This window comes from Symbiopectobacterium sp., assembly GCF_047692315.1.
GTDB lineage: Bacteria > Pseudomonadota > Gammaproteobacteria > Enterobacterales > Enterobacteriaceae > Symbiopectobacterium.
Genome location: NZ_JBLLJS010000030.1, coordinates 21034 through 42856, shown reverse-complemented (window position 1 = coordinate 42856; position 21823 = coordinate 21034). Strand labels below are relative to the sequence as shown.

Below are 21823 nucleotides of genomic sequence, written 5' to 3'. Positions count from 1 at the left end.
GCGGCACTAGGCCTGATCCAGTTGCGCAGCGACGTAGAGCAGAAAACGATCCTCAAAATTTGCCAGATTCAGTCCGGTCAGCTCAGCAATGCGCCGCAAGCGATATTCAAGCGTATTTTTGTGAATAAACAGCGCTTTGGCTGTTTCACCGGCCTGCTGATTGTGGCGAAACCAAGTATGCAGCGTTTTTCTGAACACCCCGTTGCCGTCGTTGGCTTTTAGCCGCTGCAACGGGCTTACCAGCTCTGCCGCCCGCCAACCATAGCGTAGACTATCAAGCAGCACTGGCAGCTTGATGTCCTGATAGCAGAAACAGTACACGTCCGGCATCCGCTGTTTGCCCACGCTAATGGTGGTTTTCGCCGTGTGGTAAGAGCGCACCACGCCCCCTTCATTAGGGAAAAAATGACCCAGCGCTAAACGCACTTTAAGCGGGCTGCCCTGCTGTAAACGCTGGTAGAGCTGTGCCATACGGCGCTTATGCTCTTCCGGCTCCCAGCGTTCAGCATGCAGATAAGCGGGTTTTAGCACCACCATTTCGGTCAGTGAAACAATCGCCATCAGATCATCTTTGCCGGTTTCCATCAGCAGCGATTGCAACTGCTGCAATTCACCCATTGCCGTGCTGACACCAAGCTGACCGCTGTCCAACTCCACCACCATAGCGACACGCGGCAATGCCAGATCGACCCCCAAACCTGCGCCCACTCCTGCATGGTGGAAGAATAGGTGTCGTTGCGCACCATGCTCAACACCAGTTCTTCACGCAAACGGCTGTTTTGCGCCAGTAGTTGCAGCAGCCCGTCGGGATCGCCAGTCAGGCCAATCACGCCGACGATTTGGTTGTTTAACCGCAGCGGCAGGTTAAGACCGGGCCTGACGCCGTGCAGCGTATGCATAGAGGCATCATCAATCGATACCACCCGTTACTGGCTGAGCGCCAATAGCGCGCCTTCGTGTATTTCGCTAATGCGCTCACGATCGCCGCTGTCAATAATACGTCCTCTGGCATCCATGACGTTGATATTACAGTCAATAATTTTCATGGTGCGTTCGACGATCGAATAAGCTAATTTCGCGTCGAAATCATAATCTGTCATTTATTATTCCCCTGGTGCAGCGCCAAAATATTTCACCAGCAGGAAATAACCCAATTGCAAATACGCCGCATCAATAACCACTGTTTTTTGTAATTTAATAAAGTTATTTATACCAACCCACCCATTATAGAGGGAAAGGCGAATAACTTTATTTCATAACATGCCTTGTCTTTTATTTCCGTTAAAAAATAAAGACTTCAACAGCAATGAAAAAAATAAATCATGAATTTCAGCGCGGAAAATTAACTGAACACTTCGCCGCCATGACACACAGACGGCGATGATAATCAATGGCTTATTCCACAACGCAAATACGGCAGGTATTGGTACTGCCAATTTGCCCGACGCTGTCGCCCTGTGTCAGAATAACGCTATCTCCAGGCGCAATCGCACCGTTTGCTTTCAGCAGGGCGATGGCATCCTGCGCCGCTCCCAGTCCTTCGGCGCGACCGTTGAACGGCAATGGCGTAACACCGCGATACAGCGCAACCTGGTTCTGCGTCGCCGTATGGCGTGATAGCGCAAAAATTGGCAAACGGGAGCTAATGCGAGACATCATGCGGGCAGTACGGCCCGATTCGGTCATGGCAATCACGGCTTTTACCCCTTGCAAATGGTTAGCCGCATACATGGCCGACATCGCCGCCATCTCTTCAACGTTGGTAAACTGCACGTCGAGACGGTGTTTCGAGGTGGTGACGCTCGGGCTGCGTTCTGCCCCCAGACACACGTTCGCCATCGCAGCCACCGCTTCAGCCGGATAGCTGCCTGCTGCGGTTTCGGCCGACAGCATCACGGCATCCGTGCCGTCCAGCACTGCATTGGCAACGTCCATCACTTCAGCACGCGTCGGCATCGGGCTGGAAATCATGGATTCCATCATCTGCGTCGCGGTGATAACCAGTCGGTTCAACTGGCGAGATCGCTGAATCAGGCGTTTCTGAACACCTACCAGCGCGGCATCACCAATTTCTACGCCCAGATCGCCGCGCGCCACCATGATGACATCAGCAGCCAGAATCATGTCATCCATGTTTTCTGGCGTGGCAACGGTTTCTGCACGTTCCACTTTGGCAACAATGGCCGCCTGACAGCCCGCCTCCCGCGCCAGACGACGCGCATAGCGCAAATCTTCCCCGGTGCGTGGAAAAGAAACCGCCAGAAAATCTACCTTCATTCTGGCTGCCAGCAGAATATCCGCCTTGTCTTTTTCCGTCAGCGCCTCGACAGACAGTCCGCCGCCTAGCTTGTTGACGCCTTTGTTATTGGAAAGGGTTCCGCCCACCGCCACTGCCGTAATGATTTTTTCGCCGTCAATGCGCACAACTCGCAGTTGAATACGGCCGTCATCCAGTAGCAGAATATCGCCCGGCACTACATCACGCGGTAGCGCCTTATAATCGATACCAACCTGGGTATTATCGCCCAAGCCTTTTTCCAATAAGGCACCCAGAATAAACGTATCTTCAACATGCAGAAATACTTTACCTTCTTTAAAGGTTGATACCCAAATTTTCGGTCCTTGCAAATCGCCCAAAATAGCCACTGACTTACCCAACCGCTGGGCAATAGCGCGAACCTTTTCCGCACGAGCAATATGATCGTCTGCCGCGCCGTAAGAGAAATTAAAACGCACCACGTTAACCCCTGCGCTAATTATTTTCTCCAAATTATTATCGCGATCGGTTGCCGGACCGAGGGTAGCAACAATCTTTGTGCGCCGAATGATCTCAGTCACATTCTTTCCTTTTTTATTACTGGCGCTTAATTATGCTGCCGCTTTTTTCAACAGGCGGCCAATATTCTCGCACGCACGTTCCATATTAATCGGGCCATCTTTCAGCAACTCTTCAATATTGTCTGCACGCGGAATAATACCGAAAATGGTGTCGATGCCTTCACCGTAGAGTGCTTCAACGCCTTCGCCAACGCAGCCGGATACTGCGATGACCGGCATCCCCTGCGCTTTGGCAGTTCTGGCGACGCCATAAGGCGTTTTGCCGAACTTGGTTTGGTAGTCGATACGCCCTTCTCCGGTAAAGCAGAAATCTGCGCCAGCCAGCTTGTCGCGCAATCCGCTGAACTCAACAACAATATCAATGCCTTTACGCAGTGTGCACTGGGTGAAGGCCATCAGCCCCGCCCCCAGTCCACCTGCTGCGCCAGCGCCCGGCACATCGGCAATCTCTTTGCCTAACTGGTTAAGGATCACCGCCGCGTAGTGCGCCAGATTATTATCCAACTGTGCCACCATCTCCGGCGTTGCGCCTTTCTGCGGGCCAAAAATGGCGGATGCGCCCTGCTCGCCGCACAGTGGGTTAGTCACATCACAGGCCACCTGAATATCCGCCTGTGCCAGACGGCTATCCAGCCCGGAAAGATCGATGTGCTGCAAGCGCCCTAAAGCACCGCCGCCACGCGGCAGCATGTTGCCCGCTTCGTCATAAAAACGTACGCCCAGTGCTTCTGCCATACCCGCACCGCCATCATTGGTCGCGCTGCCACCGATACCCAGAATGATTTTCTTGATGCCTTTGTCCAGACAGGCGCGGATCAGTTCTCCAGTGCCGTAGGTGGTGGTCACCAGAGGATTTTTGGTGTCCCGGTTCACGAACTGAATACCGCTGGCTGAGGCCATCTCAATCACGGCAATCTCGCCGTTACCCATGATGCCGTAGCTGGCCTCAACCGTTTCTCCCAACGGCCCGGTCACGCTCAACGCATAGAGGCTGCCCTCGGTAGCATCAATCAGCGACTGGGTGGTACCTTCACCGCCATCCGCCATGGGGACGTGCACGAAATTCGCCTCGGGAAACACCTTACGCAACCCTTTTTCCATCGCGTTACACACTTCTTTCGCCGTCATGCTCTCTTTAAATGAATCGGGCGCTAATACAAATGTCTCTTTTTTCATTGTGGGGTGCCTCATACTAGAGAATAAAGCCGTACAGCACGGCAGCGACAAGGGTCATGGTGCCGCCGACAATCGCTTCGTAAGGCAGCAAACCCATACGTTGTCTGATTGTCATGTTCATGCTCTGCGCTGTGACATGGAAATAGTTGCCCTGCGGCAAGGAGTCGATCACGGCCGCCCCGGTGTGCACCATGACCGCAGAGGCAATCGGCGCAATACCGATAGTGGCAATGGCATTACCAAACGTACCGGTCGCCAGAATCGTCCCCGTTGACGTAGAGGCTGTCGCTACCGCCATCAAAATGCCGGAGATAGGTGCCAGGAAGGTGTCGGAAATGCCCATTACGTTAATCAGTTGCACCACCTGCGCGGAGAGGTTGGAAGCCGCAATCAGGCCTGCAATCGCGCCGGCACCGATCAGGATCAGCACGGTGGCGGTCATTTTTTCCAGACCGGAGGCGGTATAAGCAATCACCTTGTGCTTTTGCCCCATGGCAATCAGTCCAACGATACCGGCGATCGGTAGTACATACATCGCATCGAGCTTGAATGCTGTCAGCACGTTAATGTGAAAAATGGAACTAATCGGGTTAATCATCAGCAAGATAACAGCAACCGCTGGTGCGACGATGGCTTTGCCCAGGGTCGGGTAGGTTTTGTCGTTTTTCGCGCTCTGGGTACCGTAGGCCGCGGCAGCTTCTTCACCACTCACCATAATGCCCTTATTTTTCAGCATCGAAGCGACAACAACGGTAATAATCAGACCGAATACGGCAGGAATAAAACCGGCGATCATTACGTCGCTCAAATTCAGGTGAAAACCGTTTGCTGCGGCAATGGTATTGGGGTTAGGAGAAATAATATTCCCAGCTTTACCACCGCCGGAAAGCGCCAGTAATAATGCCAGTTTGGAAATACCCATTTTATTACCGACCGATAACGCAATAGGTGCAACAATTAATACTGCGACCGGAATAAAGACACCCACCACGGTAATGATCATGGTGGCCAGCGCCAGCGCTAAAATGGCTTTATTTTCCCCCATCTTTCTGACAATGGCCTGGGCGATGGTTTCCGCCGCTCCCGATTCCATCATCACGCCAGCCAGCACACCGGCGGCCAGCACGCGAATGACTGTGCCCATCACGCTTTGCGTGCCAGACGTCAGCAGCTCGATGGTCTGCTCAAGATTGCCACCGCCGATCACAGCACCGAGAATGGCACCGAGGAACAATGAATAAACAGGATTAATTTTTTCAGGATGAGCGCAATGGCAATAAAAAGACCAATTAACGCCCCGTACCATGCCAAGGGTTCTACGGTATGCATAATGAGACCTCTTATATTTTATATGTCATCGACAATAGGGTGCCAATGCAAATACATTCCTGGTGGAATTTGCATTATTTAATGCGGTAATAAATTACGCCGTTCTAAATATCTTTCTTTCAGAAAAAATCAGAACCGATAAATAATTCCTTATCACATGCTCTTATGGATTAAGAATTATTCTATGACTTGACAATAAAATAACCTATGTGTCGAGACACGAAAAAATTGGGCATTTGTATAAAATTTTTTGTGTTGCAGAACAAGAAAGCGAGAGGTTTATCACATTGCTAGGAGGGAGATGCCACATTCCTTCGGCGCATTCTGACATCATCCGTATCCTCAGCGTCATTGGACGCTGAGGAGTAAATACCACAAGGAACGGTTATAGCGCCTCGAGCGCCAACAATTCTTCGATGCTTTGACGACGGCGAATCAGGCGCGCTTCTCCGCTTTCGAACAACACTTCCGGCAGAAGCGGCCGGCTGTTGTAGTTGGAAGACATGGAGGCACCATAAGCACCGGTATCATGAAACACCAGATAGTCACCCACCTGAACCGCAGGCAAGGCCACGGTTTCCACACCGCCACCTGCCTGCTGCGTAAACACGTCACCAGATTCACACAGCGGCCCCGCCACAACCGTATCGCGCAATGGCACGCCGGCAAGAGAACGTTGGTCTCCCGGCAACAGCGAAATATGATGATAGCTGCCGTACATGGCGGGGCGCATCAGATCGTTAAATCCGGCATCCACCAGCACGAAATGGCGGCTGCCCATGTTTTTGACAGCACGCACCTGCGCCACCAGCACGCCGGATTCCGCCACCAGAAAACGTCCTGGTTCGATCTCCAGCGTGACTGAATGGCCAAGGTGCGCTTCAATATGCTGGCGTGCCGCGTGCCACAAACCAAAGTAGTGCGCGGTATCGATCACCAGCTCGTCGGCACGATAGGGAATGGAAAGCCCGCCGCCTGCGGAAATGGCTTCAATATCCTGACCGAACTCAATCACCTGACGCACCATGGCGTCACACACCTGCTCCAGATGGGCATAGTCCACACCAGAGCCGATATGCATATGAATCCCAACCAGCTTGAGGGAGTAACGTTGGAGCTGCGCCAGCGCCAGCGGCAAATCGGCATACCAGATCCCGTGTTTGCTGTTTTCACCGCCGGTGTTGGTTTTCTGACTGTGGCCGTGACCAAACCCTGGATTAACACGCAGCCACACCGGATAACCGGGCCTGACCGCCCCTAACTGCGCCAGCATATCCACTGAGCCGGCATTCACCGGAATATTCAGTTCCACCACGCGCGCCAGAGTTGGCTCATCCAGCATATCGGCCGTAAACACAATCTCGTGATCTGCCGTACTCGGTACAAACCCTGCCACCAACGCCCGCTCAATTTCCCCCAGCGATACCGAATCCACTTTGACTCCGTTTGTGCGCATCAGACGCAGAATGTGCGTGTTGGAGCAGGCTTTCTGCGCAAAGCGAATGGTGTCAAACTGGCGGAGTTGTGCAATGCGCGCCACAATGGTGTGCGCATCATAGGCCCATACCGGGCATCCAAAGCGAGCGGGTAATTCACGCAGGCTATGCGCGTTAAGAGCGTGGGTGAGGTCATTCAGATCGTGCGGCATAAGGTTTCCGTGCAACAAATCGGGAGCAATAGCCACACGATAACGGGCCACAACGATTTAAACAAATATCGTTTTTCGCATACTCTATTCATCCATGATATGGATTAGCTAAGCCACCTCATGCAACGCATCGGCTGTAATATGCACCCCCACCATGCTGCCGGTGCCATACAGATCGCCAGGGGCACGGTTAAGCACATCCACTGAAAGCTCCACACCATTGACCAATACCCGATATCGCACCACGTTACCCAACAGGCTGTGGTTGAGGATCTCTCCGGCAATGCCCTGTTCAGGCGCACAGAGCGTGATGGATTCGGGCCGTAACGCTACCTGACCGCTGAAGCGCTCTCCCGTCAACTGCTGCGCCTGCGCGGCACTCAGCAGGTTATAGCTGCCGATAAAGCTGGCGGCAAACAGGTTGGCAGGCTGGGTGTACAGTGATACCGCATCGCTATCCTGCACGATTTCACCGTTGTTCATCAGCACGATGCGATCGGAGAGCGTCAGCGCCACACGCTGACGAATCTCCCCCGCGCCGAGTTTCTGCATTTTTAAGCCGAAAGCCACGTTACCTTCCGCTGTCATGTTGGGGAACAGCGCGTAGTTCTGGAACACCATGCCGATGCCGCGTTTTTGCGGAGACACCGGCACAATATCCTGCCCTTGTAACAGGATCTGCCCACTGTCGACCGGGGTCAGGCCCGCCAGACAACGCAGCAGCGTCGATTTGCCGCAGCCACTCGGCCCCAGCAGGGTAACGAACTCCCCTTCCGCCGCCGAGAAATCGATATTGTGGAACACCTTGGTCGGCCCGTAGTGTTTGTTGAGCTGTTTTACATCAAGATAGGGCATATCAGGATTTCTCCCGGTTCAAAATATTGGCCAGCCAGGTCACCAGCAACACGACGAGGAAATAGGAGATAACCAAGGCGCTGGTAAAATGTCCGCTGTCATTACGTTTGTTGTAGAGATACACCCGCAACGTTTCAAAGCGGGTGCCTACCAGCAAGTTGGCAAACACAAACTCGCCAATCAGGAAAGAGAACGAGAGCAAGACCGCAATCATCACGCCTTTACGCAGATTAGGCAGCACCACCCACAGCGCGGCCTGCCAGGCACCGGCCCCCGGCAAATGTGCCGCGTCGAGCAATTCTTTGAGATTAATCGCCTGAATATTGTTGGAGATAGCACGGTAGATAAAGGGTAACGCGATAGCAAAATAACAACCGATCAGAATCCACGGCGTGCCGGTAATGGCGAGCGGGCCAGAGGAGTAGAGTTGCAATAAGCCCACAGAAGAGACCACCGGCGGCACGGAGAACGGCAGCAAGATCAACACATTCATAACGCCATCCAGACGTGGAAACAGCCAGGCGATAACAAACATTGCGGGCAGCACCAGCAGCAGAGAAAACAGCAGTGCGCCAAAACAGATCAACAGTGAATGGCCCAGCGCCACCAAAAAACGACTATCGCCCCACAGGGTAATGAACCACTTCAGCGTCACGCCGTTGGGCAGAATGGTCTCTCCCCACTCCGTCGCCAGCGCATAACCCAAGGTGGCGAGCAGCGGCAATAGCAGGATCAGCAGCACCAACAGCACCAACAGCACCACCGTCTGATGATAGCGCCGTTCAAGAGACGACATGGCAACCTCCGGTCATGAGATTACGGCGCAGCAGCCATTGGTGGATCACGGTGATCAGCGCCATCAGCAACACCAGCAGCACAGAAAGCGCGCTGCCAAGATTAGGTCCAAAGTGATATCTCCCGCAACCAGCGCCGCAATACGTATCGACACCACGTTGAAATTGCCAGTGGTCAGCGCATAAATGGTAGCGTAGGCGCCGAGCGCATTGGCGAGCAGGATAACAAAGGCGCCAAGCAATGCTGGCGTCAACACCGGAATGCCGATGTGCAGCCAGAAACGCCAGCGCGGTGCGCCCAGCAGCGCTGCCGACTCCAGCCACCCGTTGCGCAGCCCGTCAAAGGCGGGATAGAGCAGCAATATCCCCAAAGGGATCTGAAAATAGGTGTATATCAGGATCAAGCCATCGCGGGAGTAGATGTTGAAGCCGTCAATCACGCCATATTTTTTCAGCAACAGCGTAAAAAAGCCGTTCAGTCCGACCATAATCACAAAAGCAAAGGCCAGCGGGACGCCAGCAAAGTTGCTGGTCATATTGGCAAACGACAACCCGAAGCGCTGCAAACGCCCCGGCCCCAGTTGACGCAACGAGTATCCGCCAATCAAGACGATAATCACCCCGTAGCAACTGGACCAAAACGAGATATCCAGCGAAAAACGTATCGCCCGGAGGTAAAACGGCGAGGAAAGGATATAGCTATAGTTCGCCAGCCCCCACGCCTCTTCGGTTTGGCTGTAGAAGTTGTTCACCAGGATCCAGATAAGCGGCGCTATCTGAAACGCGAAAAATACGGCAAAAAACGGCAGCAGAATCCCTGCGGCCAGCCAGGTTTTTTTCACGCATTACCCTCCCTCTGCGGCGTGGACCACATCTCTGCGCCACAGCATCCGCATACGGACGCTGTGCGCACAGGAATATGCCTTACTGTTTCATGTTGATAATGACGTGCTCTCGCCACTGGCGCGGCAGCGTTTTCACGGTTTTATCCCAGGCCTCGCCATCAGCAATCGGGCGTACGCTCTTGTACTGCTCTTCCGGCAACAGTTTGGCTTTCACGTCATCCGGCAGCGTTAAGTGCTGCGCTCGGATCGGGCGAGCATAGCCACGCGCCAGATTGATTTGCCCGGCATCAGAGAAGATGTACTCACGCACCAGTTTGGCCGCGTTGGGGTTTTTAGCATATTTATTGATGATGGTGGTGTAACCGGAGATCACCGAGCCATCGGAAGGGATCAGCACTTCAAAGCGATCTTTGTTGATTTTGTCACGGTAGTTCAGGCCGTTGAAATCCCACACCACGCCAACCTGTACTTCCCCTTTTTCGATATTGGAGATCACCGGATCGGTAACGCCAAGACGCCCCGCTTTTGCCAGCTTGCCAAAAAATTCCAGCGCCGGCTTCAGGTTTTTCTCGTCACCGCCCAGCGCAAAGTTGGCTGCCAGCACGCCGCTTACCGCCTGCGACGCGGAGTTAACGTCGCCGATGGTCACCACATAGTCACCTTTGAGCAGATCGGCCCAGCTGTGTGGAATGTCTTTCACCTGCTGTTTATCGATAATAAAGGCGATAGATCCGGTGTATGCCAGCGCCCAATGCCCGTCTTTATCTTTAGCCCAGTCTAGCACTTGTTCCCAGGTGGTCGGTTTATAAGGCTGCGTCACACCTTTTTGCACCGCAATCGGCCCGAACGCTGCGCCTACGTCACCGATGTCGGCGCTGGCATTCTCTTTTTCAGCCGCAAACTTGGCGACTTCCTACGCAGAAGACATATAGGTATCACTGTGCTTCAGGCCATATTTAGTGGAGAGATCCTGCCAGGTATCTTTCCAGTTGGCCCAGCTATCCGGCACCCCTACGCTGTTTACCGCGCCTTCGGCCCGCGCCGCTTTTTCCAGCGCAGCCACATCCTGCGCCAGCACCGGGGTGGAAACAAAGGCGATTGAGGAGAACAGTGCGCTACTGATTAACACGGAAGACAACAATTTCTTCATCATGATGCTCCTGATTTCATAGGTTCGCGACGCTGGTCTAGCCAACAATAACTACGCCAATTCAGCACAGCGGGATGAAAGTTATATGTCGGGTGTATGACAACCGTATGTCAGCGCAAGAAGGGGGACAGCGAACCGATCGGGTTACGCTCCCGCTCCCCGTCATGGTGCAAATTGCGTGATATCGGTGTTTAGCTCTGGTGAAATGCCCTTGCATGAAGAGCAGTAACCCGATGATAGTTCAGCCTCATGGCTTCATCCATTCAGAGGCCGTGAACCACAGTGATAACATTACCGTCATGTGACATTAACCGCAGAAAATGTGCTTCGTCATTGATTGAGCAGCAGCCCAACGCGATTTCCTCCGAATTTGGTGAAAAAATAAATAAACCCTGCCATTCCTATTCATTTATGATATCGGTTAGCAGGGCACCAACGACTGAGGCAACGATGCCGACCATTTCATTGCGCCACATCGAAATTTTTCATGCCGTCATGACCACCGGTAACCTCACCGAGGCCGCCGCGCTGCTCAATACCTCACAGCCCACCGTCAGCCGCGAGCTGGCGCGCTTCGAGCATCTGGTACAGATGCCGCTATTCGAGCGGGTGCGCGGGCGCCTCCACCCCACTGCGCAGGGGCTGCAACTGTTCGAAGAGGTGCAGCGTTCCTACTACGGATCGCATCATCAATGTCGCTCGCGATATTCGGCGCTTTGAACAGGCACAGCTTTCTATCGCTTGTCTGCCGGTGTTTTCTCAGTCTCTGCTGCCCAACGTGTGCAAGCCGTTACTGGACAGCTATCCATCCCTCAGCCTGCATGTCATTCCTCAAGAATCGCCACTGCTGGAAGAGTGGCTGTCAGCACAGCGTCACGATCTCGGGCTGACGGAGAACAGCGTGACGCCCGCAGGCACCGAGCGCCATACCCTGCTTACGCTAAACGAAGTGTGCGTGCTGCCAGCGCAGCACCGTTTAGCCGCGCGCCAGATGCTGACGCCAGAAGATTTTCACAATGAGCGATTTATCAGCCTTTCAAGCAGCGATAGCTATCGCCAACTGCTGGACAAACTGTTTGATACCGCAGGGATAGCGCGTGATATGGTGCTGGAAACGCACAGTGCCGCCTCGGTATGCGCCATGGTGCGCGCCGGAGTCGGTATTTCTATCGTCAATCCGCTTACTGCGCTGGATTATGCTGCATCCGGCGTGGTGGTACGCCCATTCAGCGTGGCGGTGCCTTTTACCGTCAGTCTGATTCGCCCGTTGCACCGTCCGGCCTCTGCGCTGGTCGATACCGTGATCGCTCACCTGACACGCTACACGGCGGGCATTGCCGGGCAACTGGACGCCGTGCTGGAACGCTGAAGCGATCGTTATTCTGCTTGCAGCGCCAGCCAACGCGGTTCATGCGCAAACCACTGCACCAGAAAATCCAGCAGCGCAGGCGGCATATGCTGACGCGATGCATAGATGCCGTAAATGCCCATATCCTGCGGTCGGTACTTGGTCAGCAGCGGCACCAGTGCGCCGCTGGCGAGATGACGCTGAACCGAATAGCGCGGTTGCAGCGTAATGCCTGCCCCATCCAGCGCACTGGATAACAACACCAGCGATTCATTGCCACTCAGATTGCCACTCACGGGTACGGTAAACGGCTCACCTTCATGGGTAAAATGCCACAGACTTTTGCCAAAAAATAGGTGTAAGTCAGGCAATTGTGCAGCGACAGATCGCTCAGTTGACGCGGCATCCCCTGTTTTGCAAGGTAAGCGGGCGCGGCGCACAGCACTGACGCGCATTGGCCGAGGGGACGAGCGATAAGGTTTGGATCGAGGGCATTGGTGATGCGTAGCGCCAGATCGATACGATCTTCCACCAGATTGACCGCACGGTTATTCATCTGCATATCCACCGCCACGTGCGGGTGGCGTTGCAAAAATGCCGTTACCGCCACGCCCAACACCGTTTGCCCAAGCGATTGCGAACAACTGACGCGTAATAATCCGCCGATAGAGGCGACATCCGAGGCGTTTTCCACCCGCATATCGCCCGCCAGCGCCAACATATCACGACAGCGTTGCAAGGTTTTCTCGCCAGCATCCGTTAAACTCAATTTACGCGTAGTGCGGTGCAGCAGACGAGCCTGCGCCCAGGTTTTCATTTCATTCAGGTAGCGGCTCACCATGGCACGCGACATATCCAACACATCGGCGGCAGCACTCATGCTCCCCCGTTCAACAATAGCGACAAACACTTCAGCAGCGGTGATGCGATCCATGATTAGCTCGATTTATGCAACAGAGAAGTCACTATTTAGCCATTTTTATTCCGATAATTGCAACATAAGATAGACCCCGTTCCGTACTTTTAAACGAATCGAACCTTTAACGAATAACGAATGGAGTTCCTGCTATGAAAAAGTCTACCTTAACGCTGGTTACCGCCGCAGTCCTCAGCATGGCCACCATGGCTCATGCCGCTTCCCCGTTGAAGCTTGAAGTCTTTAACCCCGGCGAAGCCAGTATTTTCCCGGTATCATCCGCTCTGGTGGTGGGTGAACATGAAGTGGCGCTGATTGACGCCAGTTCCAGCGCAACGATGCGCAAACGCTGGTGGGCCGCATTAAAGCCACCGGCAAGCCGCTGACAACCATTTATATCAGCCATTCCGATCCGGATTACTACTTTGGTCTGGATGTGATCAAGGCTGCCTTCCCAGATACAAAAGTGATAGCGACGCCGGCAACCATTGCTGCGATTGAGGCCAGCCAGGCAGGTAAAGTGGCCTACTGGGGCCCGATCATGAAGGAAAATGCGCCGCAGAAAATCATCGTCCCAACGCCGTTAAAGGGTGACAGCTTTACGGTTGACGATCAGAAACTTGAAGTCAAAGGTCTGACAGGGCCGACGCCGGATCGCACTTTCGTGTGGATCCCGTCGCTGAGCACCGTAGTGGGGGGTATTCCGGTTTCTGCCAATATCCACCTGTGGATTGTCGATACGCAAACGCCGCAATCTCGCGCTGACTGGCGTCAGACGTTGCAGCAGATTGAGCAACTGAAACCGAAACAAGTGGTGCCGATGGATTACAGCCTGAGCAGCGTCACCTTCAGCCTGCAATATCTGGATACGCTGGAAAAAGCGCTGGCCACCAGCAAAGATTCTGCTGCGTTGATTGATACCATGAAAAAGCAATACCCTAACCTGCATGAAGAGTCCAGCCTGGAACTGAGTGCAAAAATGCTTAAAGGTGAAATGAAATGGCCGCAGTAACTCTGCACTATATTTATGACCCACTGTGTGGCTGGTGCTACGGTGCCGCGCCACTGGCGCAGGCCGCACACGAGATGTCAGGCGTCAATGTGGTGCTACACGGTGGCGGCATGATGACAGGCAGCAACCGCCGTCAGGTCACGCCGCAGTGGCATGACTACGTGCTGCCTCACGATCAGCGCATCGCCGAACTGACCGGTCAGCCTTTTGGCCGGCCTTACTTCGATAAGCTGCTGCGCGACACCAGCGTAGTGCTGGATTCCGCACCGCCGACGGCGGCCGTTCTTGCGGCAGAGCGTATGGCAAACAAAGGCTATGAGATGCTGCACCATTTGCAGCGTGCCCATTACGAACAGGGCAGAAAAATCGCTGATGCCGCCGTGTTGACGCAATGTGCCAGCGAAATCGGACTGGACAGCATAGCCTTTGCCAACGAGTATGCCTTTGTTAACGCTGATGGCCTGGAGCAACATTTCAAGGAGAGCCGTGCCTTGTTGGCGAAAGTGGGTGGACACGGCTTCCCAACCTTTGTGCTGGAAACCGCAGACGGCAACAGAAAGATTGTCCAGACGGTCGAATTTCTGGGCAATATGGCGGCGTAGCGCGCATTTTTGCAGGTCAAAATCGGCGGGTTTGCCGCATAAGCAGCGCTCACAACGAGTAAGCCGGTGTCGATGACACCGGCTTTCAATGATACAATGTGTTCAGGTTTCCCTGTATGGGGATAGATATTTACCAGACACAGTAAGACGTATGCACCCATCTTCTGATACTCACCGCCGTTTCCCTGCACAACACTTCTCTATCGCGCCGATGCTCGATTGGACCAATCGTCATTGTCGTTATTTCCACCGCCAGTTAACGCGCCAAACGCTACTGTATACCGAGATGGTGACCACCGGTGCCATTCTTCACGGCAAGGGCGACTATCTGGCCTATAGCGAAGAAGAGCACCCGGTGGCGTTACAGCTGGGGGGCAGCGATCCTGCCGCGCTGGCACAATGTGCGCAGTTGGCAGAGCAGCGTGGTTACGATGAGATCAACCTTAACGTCGGCTGTCCTTCGGACCGGGTGCAAAATGGACGCTTTGGTGCCTGCCTAATGGCAGAAGCCGAGTTGGTAGCAGATTGCATCAAAGCGATGCACGATCGGGTCGCGATCCCCGTCACGGTGAAAACCCGTATCGGCATTGACGATCAGGATAGCTACGCCTTCCTGTGTGATTTTATTCACACCGTGGCAGAACGCGGCCAATGCGACACCTTTATTATTCATGCGCGCAAAGCCTGGCTTTCCGGCCTGAGTCCAAAAGAGAATCGCGAGATTCCTCCGTTGGATTATCCTCGCGTCTATCAGCTCAAACGCGATTTCCCCACGCTGACCATCGCCATTAACGGCGGCGTGAAAACGCTGGAAGAAGCAAAGATCCATTTGGCACAGCTTGATGGCGTGATGATGGGGCGCGAAGCCTATCAGAATCCTGACCTGCTGCTGAATGTCGATCCACAACTGTTTGGCGCGGAAGCGCCAGCGGCCAACTCGGTTGCGGTGGTAGAAGCGATGTACCCGTATATTGAACACGAGCTGACGCACGGTGCCAATCTGGGCCACATCACCCGCCATATGCTCGGTTTGTTCCAGGGCATTCCCGGCGCACGCCAATGGCGTCACCACCTAAGCGAGAATGTCCACAAGCCTGGAGAAGGCATTCCCGTGTTGGAAGCGGCGTTAGCGCTGGTACGCTATCGCGTAGCGTAAAACACGCCAACAATTAGCCAAAATCACCACAATATTCTCCGCACATCTGCATCTCCCTTTGATAAATCAATAGATTATCTCAGGGAGAGGGTTGGCATGTTTCTTGTAATAACGCTTTCAGAGAGTGCCATTGTATCGGTACACCTGACTGAGGAGAGGAATCATGCTGGAGTTTTTGTTCGTTGTGGGCTTTTTTGTGATGTTAATGGTCACCGGGATTTCGCTGATTGGCGTACTGTGCGCGCTGGCGATTGCCGCCGTGGTGATGCTGGTAGGTGGGTTGATCGTTACCGCCATCAAAGTACTTCCCTGGCTGCTGCTGGCCGTGGCGATCGTCTGGCTGTGGCGTCACTGGCAGCAAAAACCATTGCGAGATTACCGCTAACACTATACACTGCGCCACAGCAATTTACGCCAATTTTGTGCGCCAGCAGATATTTTTTCCCTAAGCCGCTGTTAGGGTGGCAGCTCTTGGTACTATGACTGCCCCCATGTAGCAAGGCGGTTTGCGTAACCGGCAACACGCACAGGGCACGCGGCCTGTGCGAATCAATAAAAAATGATTTCATCCGCGTCAGAGCATTACCATCCAAAAAAACTACGCCTCAATGCGCTGACGTTTGCCACTCTGTACCCTACATACAGCATGATGAAATATTAAAAATAATGCAGTAACAAGGGCCCCATTCGGGGCCCTTACTTTTTATTACCAAAAGCCATTAACGACCGGGGATCAGCAGACTGGAGCCATATGTCTCGCGGCTTTCCAGTGCACGATGCGCCTTTTGCGCTTCCGACAGCCCGAAGATCTGACTGGCAGAGACATCCACCTTGATAGCACCGCTGGCAATCAGCGAAAACAGCTCATTGCTTGCTTTATCCAGCTCTGCACGGTTGGTCACGTAGCCAAACAGCGATGGACGCGTCACGTAAAGTGACCCTTTCTGGTTCAGAACGCCCAGATTCACACCGGTGACCGGGCCTGAAGCGTTACCGAAGCTCACCATCAAACCGCGGCGGCGCAGGGCTATCAAGGGAAGCTTCCCAGGTGTCTTTCCCCACAGAATCGTACACCACAGGCACTTTTTGCCCATCGGTTAATTCCTGCGCCCGCTGCGCGATGTTCTCGCTGCGATAGTTAATGGTGGCCCAGGCACCTGCCTGACGCGCCAGTTCGGCCTTGTCATCCGATCCGACCGTGCCGATAAGTTTCGCTCCCAACGCCTTGGCCCATTGGCAGGCGATCAGGCCAACGCCACCGGCTGCCGCGTGAAACAGGAATGTTTCACTGGCCTTGATCTCATAAGTTTCACGCAGCAGGTAGTACACGGTCAGCCCTTTCAGGAAAGATGCGGCCCCCTGTTCAAAACTGATGGCATCCGGCAGGTGCGCCACGCGATCGCCCACCACGTTGTGAATCTCACTGTAAGCGCCCAGCCCGGCTTGCGCATACACCACGCGATCGCCCACCTGGAAATCGCTCACGCCCGCGCCGATTTTCACCACCACACCTGCCGCCTCGGTACCCAGCCCTGACGGAAACGCCTGTACCGGGTAAAGACCGCTGCGCACATAGGTATCGATAAAGTTAATCCCGACAGCACGGTTTTCAATTTGCACCTCACCCGCCGCCGGTTCGCGCGGGGTAAAATCAACGTACTCCAACACCTCAGGACCGCCGTGGGCACTGAATTGAATGCGTTTCGCCATGTTTTCTCTTTGTGCGCTGCCGTGTGATAAACACACAGACGCAAGTGTAGAACGGTTTTTATCACGTCAGTTTCGTATACAATGCCTCCTTAAGAATGACAAATCAACCCATAAAGAACGTAATCCCATGGCAGAAAAGCGCACCGCACAATCTTCGACTCCGCCCCGTGACCGGCAGGTGGAAGGATTAAAACTTCCTCCTCATTCACTGGAAGCGGAACAATCGGTGCTGGGTGGCCTCATGCTCGACAACGAGCGCTGGGATAACGTCGCTGAGCGCGTCGTCGCCAACGATTTCTACAACCGCGCCCATCGCCTGATTTTCAGCGAAATGCAGCGCCTGCTGGAAATGAGCAAGCCCATCGATCTGATCACCCTGTCCGAATCGCTGGAACAAAAGGGCGAGCTGGACACGGTCGGCGGTTTTGCGTATCTGGCTGAACTGGCCAAGAATACCCCCAGCGCCGCCAACATCAGCGCCTATGCCGATATCGTGCGCGAACGGGCCGTAGTGCGTGAAATGATCGCCGTCGCCCATGAAATCGCCGATGCCGGTTATGATCCGCAGGGCCGCAGCAGTGAAGATCTGCTGGATCTGGCAGAATCGCGCGTATTTCAGATCGCCGAAAACCGTGCCAGCAAGGATGAAGGCCCGAAAAGTATCGATCGAATTCTGGAAGACACCGTCTCGCGCATCGAGCAGTTGTATCAACGTCCGCACGACGGGGTGACCGGCGTTTCTACCGGCTATCAGGATCTGGATAAAAAAACTGCCGGGCTGCAAAAATCGGATTTGATCATCGTCGCGGCGCGCCCCTCAATGGGGAAAACCACCTTCGCCATGAACCTGTGCGAAAACGCCGCCATGATGCAAGAGAAGCCGGTGCTGATTTTCAGTCTGGAAATGCCCGGCGAACAGATCATGATGCGTATGTTGGCGTCGCTGTCTCGCGTCGATCAAACCCGTATCCGTACCGGACAGTTGGATGACGAGGATTGGGCTCGTATTTCCAGCACCATGGGCATCCTGCTTGAGAAGAAGAACATGTATATCGATGACTCTTCCGGCCTGACCCCCACAGAAGTGCGCTCCCGCGCGCGGCGCGTTTTCCGCGAACACGATGGCCTCAGCCTGATCATGATCGACTACCTGCAATTGATGCGGGTACCTGCCCTTTCGGATAACCGAACGCTCGAGATCGCCGAAATTTCCCGTTCCCTCAAAGCATTGGCAAAAGAATTGCAAGTGCCTGTGGTCGCACTCTCTCAGCTTAACCGTAGTCTGGAGCAGCGAGCGGACAAACGCCCGGTCAACTCAGACCTGCGTGAATCCGGCTCTATCGAGCAGGATGCTGACCTGATTATGTTTATCTATCGTGATGAGGTTTATCATGAAAACAGCGATTTGAAAGGCATCGCTGAGATTATCTTGGGGAAACAGCGTAACGGCCCTATCGGTACCGTTCGGTTGACCTTCAACGGGCAGTGGTCGCGTTTTGATAATTACGCCGGTCCACAATACGATGATGAATAAGATGATGAATAAGATGATGAATAAATAGCGCACCTGAGCGGGCTGCGTTAAGGACAGTAGAAATGAAAACGGCAACCGCCGTCATCAGTCGCCGCGCATTGCGTCACAATATGCAGCGCGTGCGTCAGTTAGCACCGAATAGTCGGCTGGTCGCCGTCATCAAGGCCAATGCATACGGCCACGGCGCAGTAGAATGCGCCAATACCCTGCAAGATGCCGACTGCTTCGGCGTCGCCCGACTCTCGGAAGCGCTGGCGCTGCGCAAGGCGGGCATCACCAAACCCATCCTGCTGCTGGAAGGGTTTTTCTCTGCCGACGATCTTCCCATACTGGCGCAGCATCAATTGGAAACCGCAGTGCACAGCATTGAACAGTTGGCGGCATTGGAGCAAGCCGATTTGCCTCATCCCCTGACCGTGTGGATGAAACTCGATACCGGCATACACCGCCTGGGAGTGCGCCCTGATAAAGCGGAAGCGTTTTATCAACGGCTGACGCAATGCCGCAATGTGGTGCAACCGGTGAATATCATGAGCCATTTTTGCCGCGCCGATGAGCCTGAGTTCAATACCACCCTGAAGCAAATCGCCTGCTTTGATGCCTTTGTCGAAGGGAAACCCGGCGCGCAATCCATCGCCGCCTCCGGCGGAATTCTGCTGTGGCCACAGGCGCACCGCAATCAGGTGCGACCGGGGATTATTCTTTATGGCGTTTCACCGCTGGCAACGGAAACGGCCACGCACTTTGGGCTACAACCCGCCATGACGCTCACCTCACACCTGATCGCAGTGCGCGAGCACAAAGCTGGTGAAGCCGAGGGGTACGGCTGCATCTGGACCAGCGAGCGTGACACCCTGCTCGGCGTGGTCGCAATAGGTTACGGCGACGGCTATCCGCGCACTGCGCCGTTTGGTACACCGGTGTTGGTCAATGGCCGCGAAGTGCCGCTGGTGGGACGCGTATCGATGGATATGTTGACGGTCGATCTGGGACCGGGCGCGCTGGAGCAGGTCGGCGATGAAGTGGTTTTGTGGGGCGACGCGCTGCCCGTGGAGCGGATCGCCGCACATACGGGCATCAGCGCTTATGAACTCATTACCCGCGTGACGCAGCGCCTGGCGCTGGAATATCTCGACGATTAACGCTCAAGCACAATAGTAAAGGCGTACCGCAGGGTACGCCTTTTTTCGTCTATTACACGTCACTGACCGCAATATCTGCCGGCGTGCGGTTACGGTTCTTCACTCGATAAGGCAAGGGCCATCGCCACCAGCCACACCGGAATCAACCATACCGAGATCTGGATGCCGGGCGTCATCGCCATGATCACCAGTATTCCCGCCAGAAACAGCAAGCAAATCACGTTGGTCACCGGATAGCTCCAGCTTTTAAAACGTGTCTCCTTTGCCGCCGCTTGCATCGCATGGCGGAACTTGAGGTGCGTAATGCAAATCATCGCCCAGTTGATCACCAGCGCAGAAACCACCAGCGCCATCAGCAGCTCAAACGCTTTGCCCGGCATCAGGTAGTTCAACACCACGCACAGCCCGGTCGCCAGTGCCGATACCCCCAGTGCGGCCAAGGGGATGCCGCGCTTATTGATGTTTAACAGGGCGCGCGGTGCGTTGCCCTGCTTAGCCAGGCCAAACAGCATACGGCTGTTGCAATAAACACAGCTGTTGTATACCGAAAGCGCCGCAGAAAGCACCACCAGATTGAGTACCGTTGCCACCACGTTGCTATCCAGCGCATGGAAAATCAGCACGAACGGGCTGCCGCCTTCCACCACTTTCTGCCAGGGATACAGTGACAGCAGCACCGCCAATGCGCCCACATAAAACAGCAGAATGCGATAGATTACCTGGTTGGTGGCACGCGGAATACTTTTCTCCGGCTGATCGGCCTCGGCAGCAGTGATCCCCACCAGCTCAAGACCGCCAAACGAGAACATGATGACCGCCATCGCCATCACCATGCCGCCAAAGCCGTTGGGAAAGAACCCACCGTACTGCCACAGGTTAGCGACACTCGCCTCTGGCCCGCCGCGGCCGCTTACCAGCAGATAGCCCCCGAACGCAATCATGCCGATGATCGCTGCCACCTTGATGATGGCAAACCAGAACTCCATTTCACCATAAACCTTTACGTTGGTGAGATTGATGGCATTAATCAGCAGGAAGAAAACGGCGGCAGAAACCCAGGTCGGCACATCAAGAAACCAGTATTGAATATAGATACCGACCGCTGACAGCTCCGCCATGCTGACCAGTACATAGAGCACCCAGTAGTTCCAGCCGGACATAAAGCCCGCAAAACTGCCCCAATATTTATTGGCGAAATGGCTAAAGGAGCCTGCGACGGGCTCTTCCACCACCATTTCCCCCAGTTGACGCATAATGAAGAACGCGATAACCCCGGCAATCGCATAGCCCAACAGCACCGAAGGCCCGGCCATTTTGATGGTTTGTGCAATCCCCAGAAACAGCCCGGTTCCGACCGCTCCCCCTAATGCGATCAACTGGATATGGCGGTTCTTTAACCCTCTTTTTAGCTGATCCGTCGTCTGCGGTGTTTCCATGACATTCCCCGAACAAGATGTAGTGTTGGGAATCTCATAGCAACATTCAGGCCATCCTCTGCGGTAGCGCGCCGAACGCATGCCACAACCGAAATTAATATCATGAATATATTCATTATTTTTATTATCACGGCGAGTGATATTGCATTGTGGTAAAAAACAGATTGATGCATAAACAGGCACAGTGATGCACGAAATGCCCTCAATTACGTCATAACACGCATGACATTGCGCCAACACGGTGCATGCCCGTTTGTAGTGCAACCCGCCAATTGGCCGGGAGGTGGAAAAGAACCGGCACGGCCGGGTAAAAAGCTGTTAGTCTGTTTTAT

At 54.2% G+C, this 21823-nt stretch carries 12 protein-coding genes and 7 pseudogenes; 7 read left to right on the top strand and 12 right to left on the bottom strand.

Annotated features, from left to right (window positions below; genetic code table 11):
• Window positions 1–6: 6 nt before the first annotated feature.
• From ACMZI0_RS19410 to ACMZI0_RS19370, 9 genes and pseudogenes are all read right to left on the bottom strand, one after another.
• A pseudogene (locus tag ACMZI0_RS19410) lies at window positions 7–1100 on the bottom strand (sugar diacid recognition domain-containing protein).
• Between the two features lie 295 nt (window positions 1101–1395).
• Window positions 1396–2838, bottom strand: a complete 1443-nt coding sequence (pyk, locus tag ACMZI0_RS19405; protein WP_415674183.1) for a pyruvate kinase — start codon at window positions 2836–2838, stop codon at window positions 1396–1398.
• A gap of 30 nt (window positions 2839–2868) precedes the next feature.
• Entirely contained in the window at window positions 2869–4014 is a 1146-nt protein-coding gene (locus ACMZI0_RS19400) for a glycerate kinase (protein WP_415674182.1), read from the bottom strand.
• Window positions 4015–4030: 16 nt separating this feature from the next.
• Complete coding sequence (locus ACMZI0_RS19395) at window positions 4031–5320, bottom strand: GntP family permease (protein WP_415674181.1); 1290 nt, start codon at window positions 5318–5320, stop codon at window positions 4031–4033.
• A 408-nt stretch (window positions 5321–5728) separates the two neighbouring features.
• Window positions 5729–6991, bottom strand: coding sequence for a diaminopimelate decarboxylase (gene lysA, locus ACMZI0_RS19390; RefSeq protein ID WP_415674180.1), 1263 nt, complete (start codon window positions 6989–6991; stop codon window positions 5729–5731).
• 108 nt (window positions 6992–7099) lie between these two features.
• Window positions 7100–7846: an ABC transporter ATP-binding protein gene (locus ACMZI0_RS19385; protein ID WP_415674179.1), complete on the bottom strand. Its 747-nt coding sequence runs from the start codon at window positions 7844–7846 to the stop codon at window positions 7100–7102.
• Window position 7847: 1 nt separating this feature from the next.
• Complete coding sequence (locus ACMZI0_RS19380) at window positions 7848–8642, bottom strand: ABC transporter permease (RefSeq protein ID WP_415674178.1); 795 nt, start codon at window positions 8640–8642, stop codon at window positions 7848–7850.
• Window positions 8629–9482: pseudogene (locus tag ACMZI0_RS19375) on the bottom strand (ABC transporter permease). The gene ACMZI0_RS19380 and the pseudogene ACMZI0_RS19375 overlap by 14 nt, the downstream one beginning before the upstream one ends.
• A gap of 82 nt (window positions 9483–9564) precedes the next feature.
• Window positions 9565–10635: pseudogene (locus ACMZI0_RS19370) on the bottom strand (ABC transporter substrate-binding protein).
• Window positions 10636–11085: 450 nt separating this feature from the next.
• Here ACMZI0_RS19370 and ACMZI0_RS19365 point away from each other — a divergent pair.
• Window positions 11086–12004, top strand: a pseudogene (locus tag ACMZI0_RS19365) (LysR family transcriptional regulator).
• Between the two features lie 8 nt (window positions 12005–12012).
• Here the strand turns inward: ACMZI0_RS19365 and ACMZI0_RS19360 are convergent.
• Window positions 12013–12917, bottom strand: a pseudogene (locus ACMZI0_RS19360) (LysR family transcriptional regulator).
• Window positions 12918–13051: 134 nt separating this feature from the next.
• Here ACMZI0_RS19360 and ACMZI0_RS19355 point away from each other — a divergent pair.
• The 4 genes and pseudogenes from ACMZI0_RS19355 (at window position 13052) to pspG (ending at window position 16054) form a co-directional block, all read left to right on the top strand.
• A pseudogene (locus tag ACMZI0_RS19355) lies at window positions 13052–13911 on the top strand (MBL fold metallo-hydrolase).
• A complete protein-coding gene (locus ACMZI0_RS19350; RefSeq protein ID WP_415674177.1) occupies window positions 13899–14513 on the top strand; it encodes a DsbA family protein in 615 nt (204 codons plus the stop codon). Before ACMZI0_RS19355 ends, ACMZI0_RS19350 begins: the two are co-directional and overlap by 13 nt.
• A 151-nt stretch (window positions 14514–14664) precedes the next feature.
• The gene (gene dusA, locus ACMZI0_RS19345) at window positions 14665–15669 is read left to right on the top strand and encodes a tRNA dihydrouridine(20/20a) synthase DusA (RefSeq protein ID WP_415674176.1); all 1005 of its coding nucleotides are present in this window, start codon (window positions 14665–14667) and stop codon (window positions 15667–15669) included.
• 163 nt (window positions 15670–15832) lie between these two features.
• The gene (gene pspG / locus ACMZI0_RS19340; RefSeq protein WP_415674175.1) at window positions 15833–16054 is read left to right on the top strand and encodes an envelope stress response protein PspG; all 222 of its coding nucleotides are present in this window, start codon (window positions 15833–15835) and stop codon (window positions 16052–16054) included.
• Window positions 16055–16388: 334 nt separating this feature from the next.
• On the opposite strand, the pseudogene ACMZI0_RS19335 reads toward pspG, so the two are convergent.
• Window positions 16389–17379 (bottom strand): annotated as a pseudogene (locus ACMZI0_RS19335) (quinone oxidoreductase).
• Between the two features lie 127 nt (window positions 17380–17506).
• Here ACMZI0_RS19335 and dnaB point away from each other — a divergent pair.
• Together dnaB and alr are read left to right on the top strand one after the other, a co-directional pair.
• Window positions 17507–18913, top strand: a complete 1407-nt coding sequence (gene dnaB / locus ACMZI0_RS19330; protein WP_415674174.1) for a replicative DNA helicase — start codon at window positions 17507–17509, stop codon at window positions 18911–18913.
• Window positions 18914–18975: 62 nt separating this feature from the next.
• Window positions 18976–20055 carry an alanine racemase gene (gene alr / locus ACMZI0_RS19325; RefSeq protein ID WP_415674173.1) on the top strand — a complete coding sequence of 360 codons (1080 nt, stop codon included), beginning with the start codon at window positions 18976–18978 and terminating at the stop codon, window positions 20053–20055.
• An 89-nt stretch (window positions 20056–20144) separates the two neighbouring features.
• On the opposite strand, the gene ACMZI0_RS19320 is transcribed toward alr, so the two are convergent.
• Window positions 20145–21491, bottom strand: a complete 1347-nt coding sequence (locus ACMZI0_RS19320) for an amino acid permease (RefSeq protein ID WP_415674172.1) — start codon at window positions 21489–21491, stop codon at window positions 20145–20147.
• Between the last annotated feature and the right edge of the window lie 332 nt (window positions 21492–21823).

Coding starts and splice junctions, on each gene's coding strand:
- lysA (WP_415674180.1), bottom strand. CDS start 6,991: ATGCCGCACGATCTGAATGACCTCACCCACGCTCTTAACGCGCATAGC.
- ACMZI0_RS19400 (WP_415674182.1), bottom strand. CDS start 4,014: ATGAAAAAAGAGACATTTGTATTAGCGCCCGATTCATTTAAAGAGAGC.
- ACMZI0_RS19395 (WP_415674181.1), bottom strand. CDS start 5,320: ATGGTACGGGGCGTTAATTGGTCTTTTTATTGCCATTGCGCTCATCCT.
- ACMZI0_RS19385 (WP_415674179.1), bottom strand. CDS start 7,846: ATGCCCTATCTTGATGTAAAACAGCTCAACAAACACTACGGGCCGACC.
- dusA (WP_415674176.1), top strand. CDS start 14,665: ATGCACCCATCTTCTGATACTCACCGCCGTTTCCCTGCACAACACTTC.
- alr (WP_415674173.1), top strand. CDS start 18,976: ATGAAAACGGCAACCGCCGTCATCAGTCGCCGCGCATTGCGTCACAAT.
- ACMZI0_RS19380 (WP_415674178.1), bottom strand. CDS start 8,642: ATGTCGTCTCTTGAACGGCGCTATCATCAGACGGTGGTGCTGTTGGTG.
- ACMZI0_RS19320 (WP_415674172.1), bottom strand. CDS start 21,491: ATGGAAACACCGCAGACGACGGATCAGCTAAAAAGAGGGTTAAAGAAC.
- dnaB (WP_415674174.1), top strand. CDS start 17,507: ATGGCAGAAAAGCGCACCGCACAATCTTCGACTCCGCCCCGTGACCGG.
- pspG (WP_415674175.1), top strand. CDS start 15,833: ATGCTGGAGTTTTTGTTCGTTGTGGGCTTTTTTGTGATGTTAATGGTC.
- ACMZI0_RS19350 (WP_415674177.1), top strand. CDS start 13,899: ATGGCCGCAGTAACTCTGCACTATATTTATGACCCACTGTGTGGCTGG.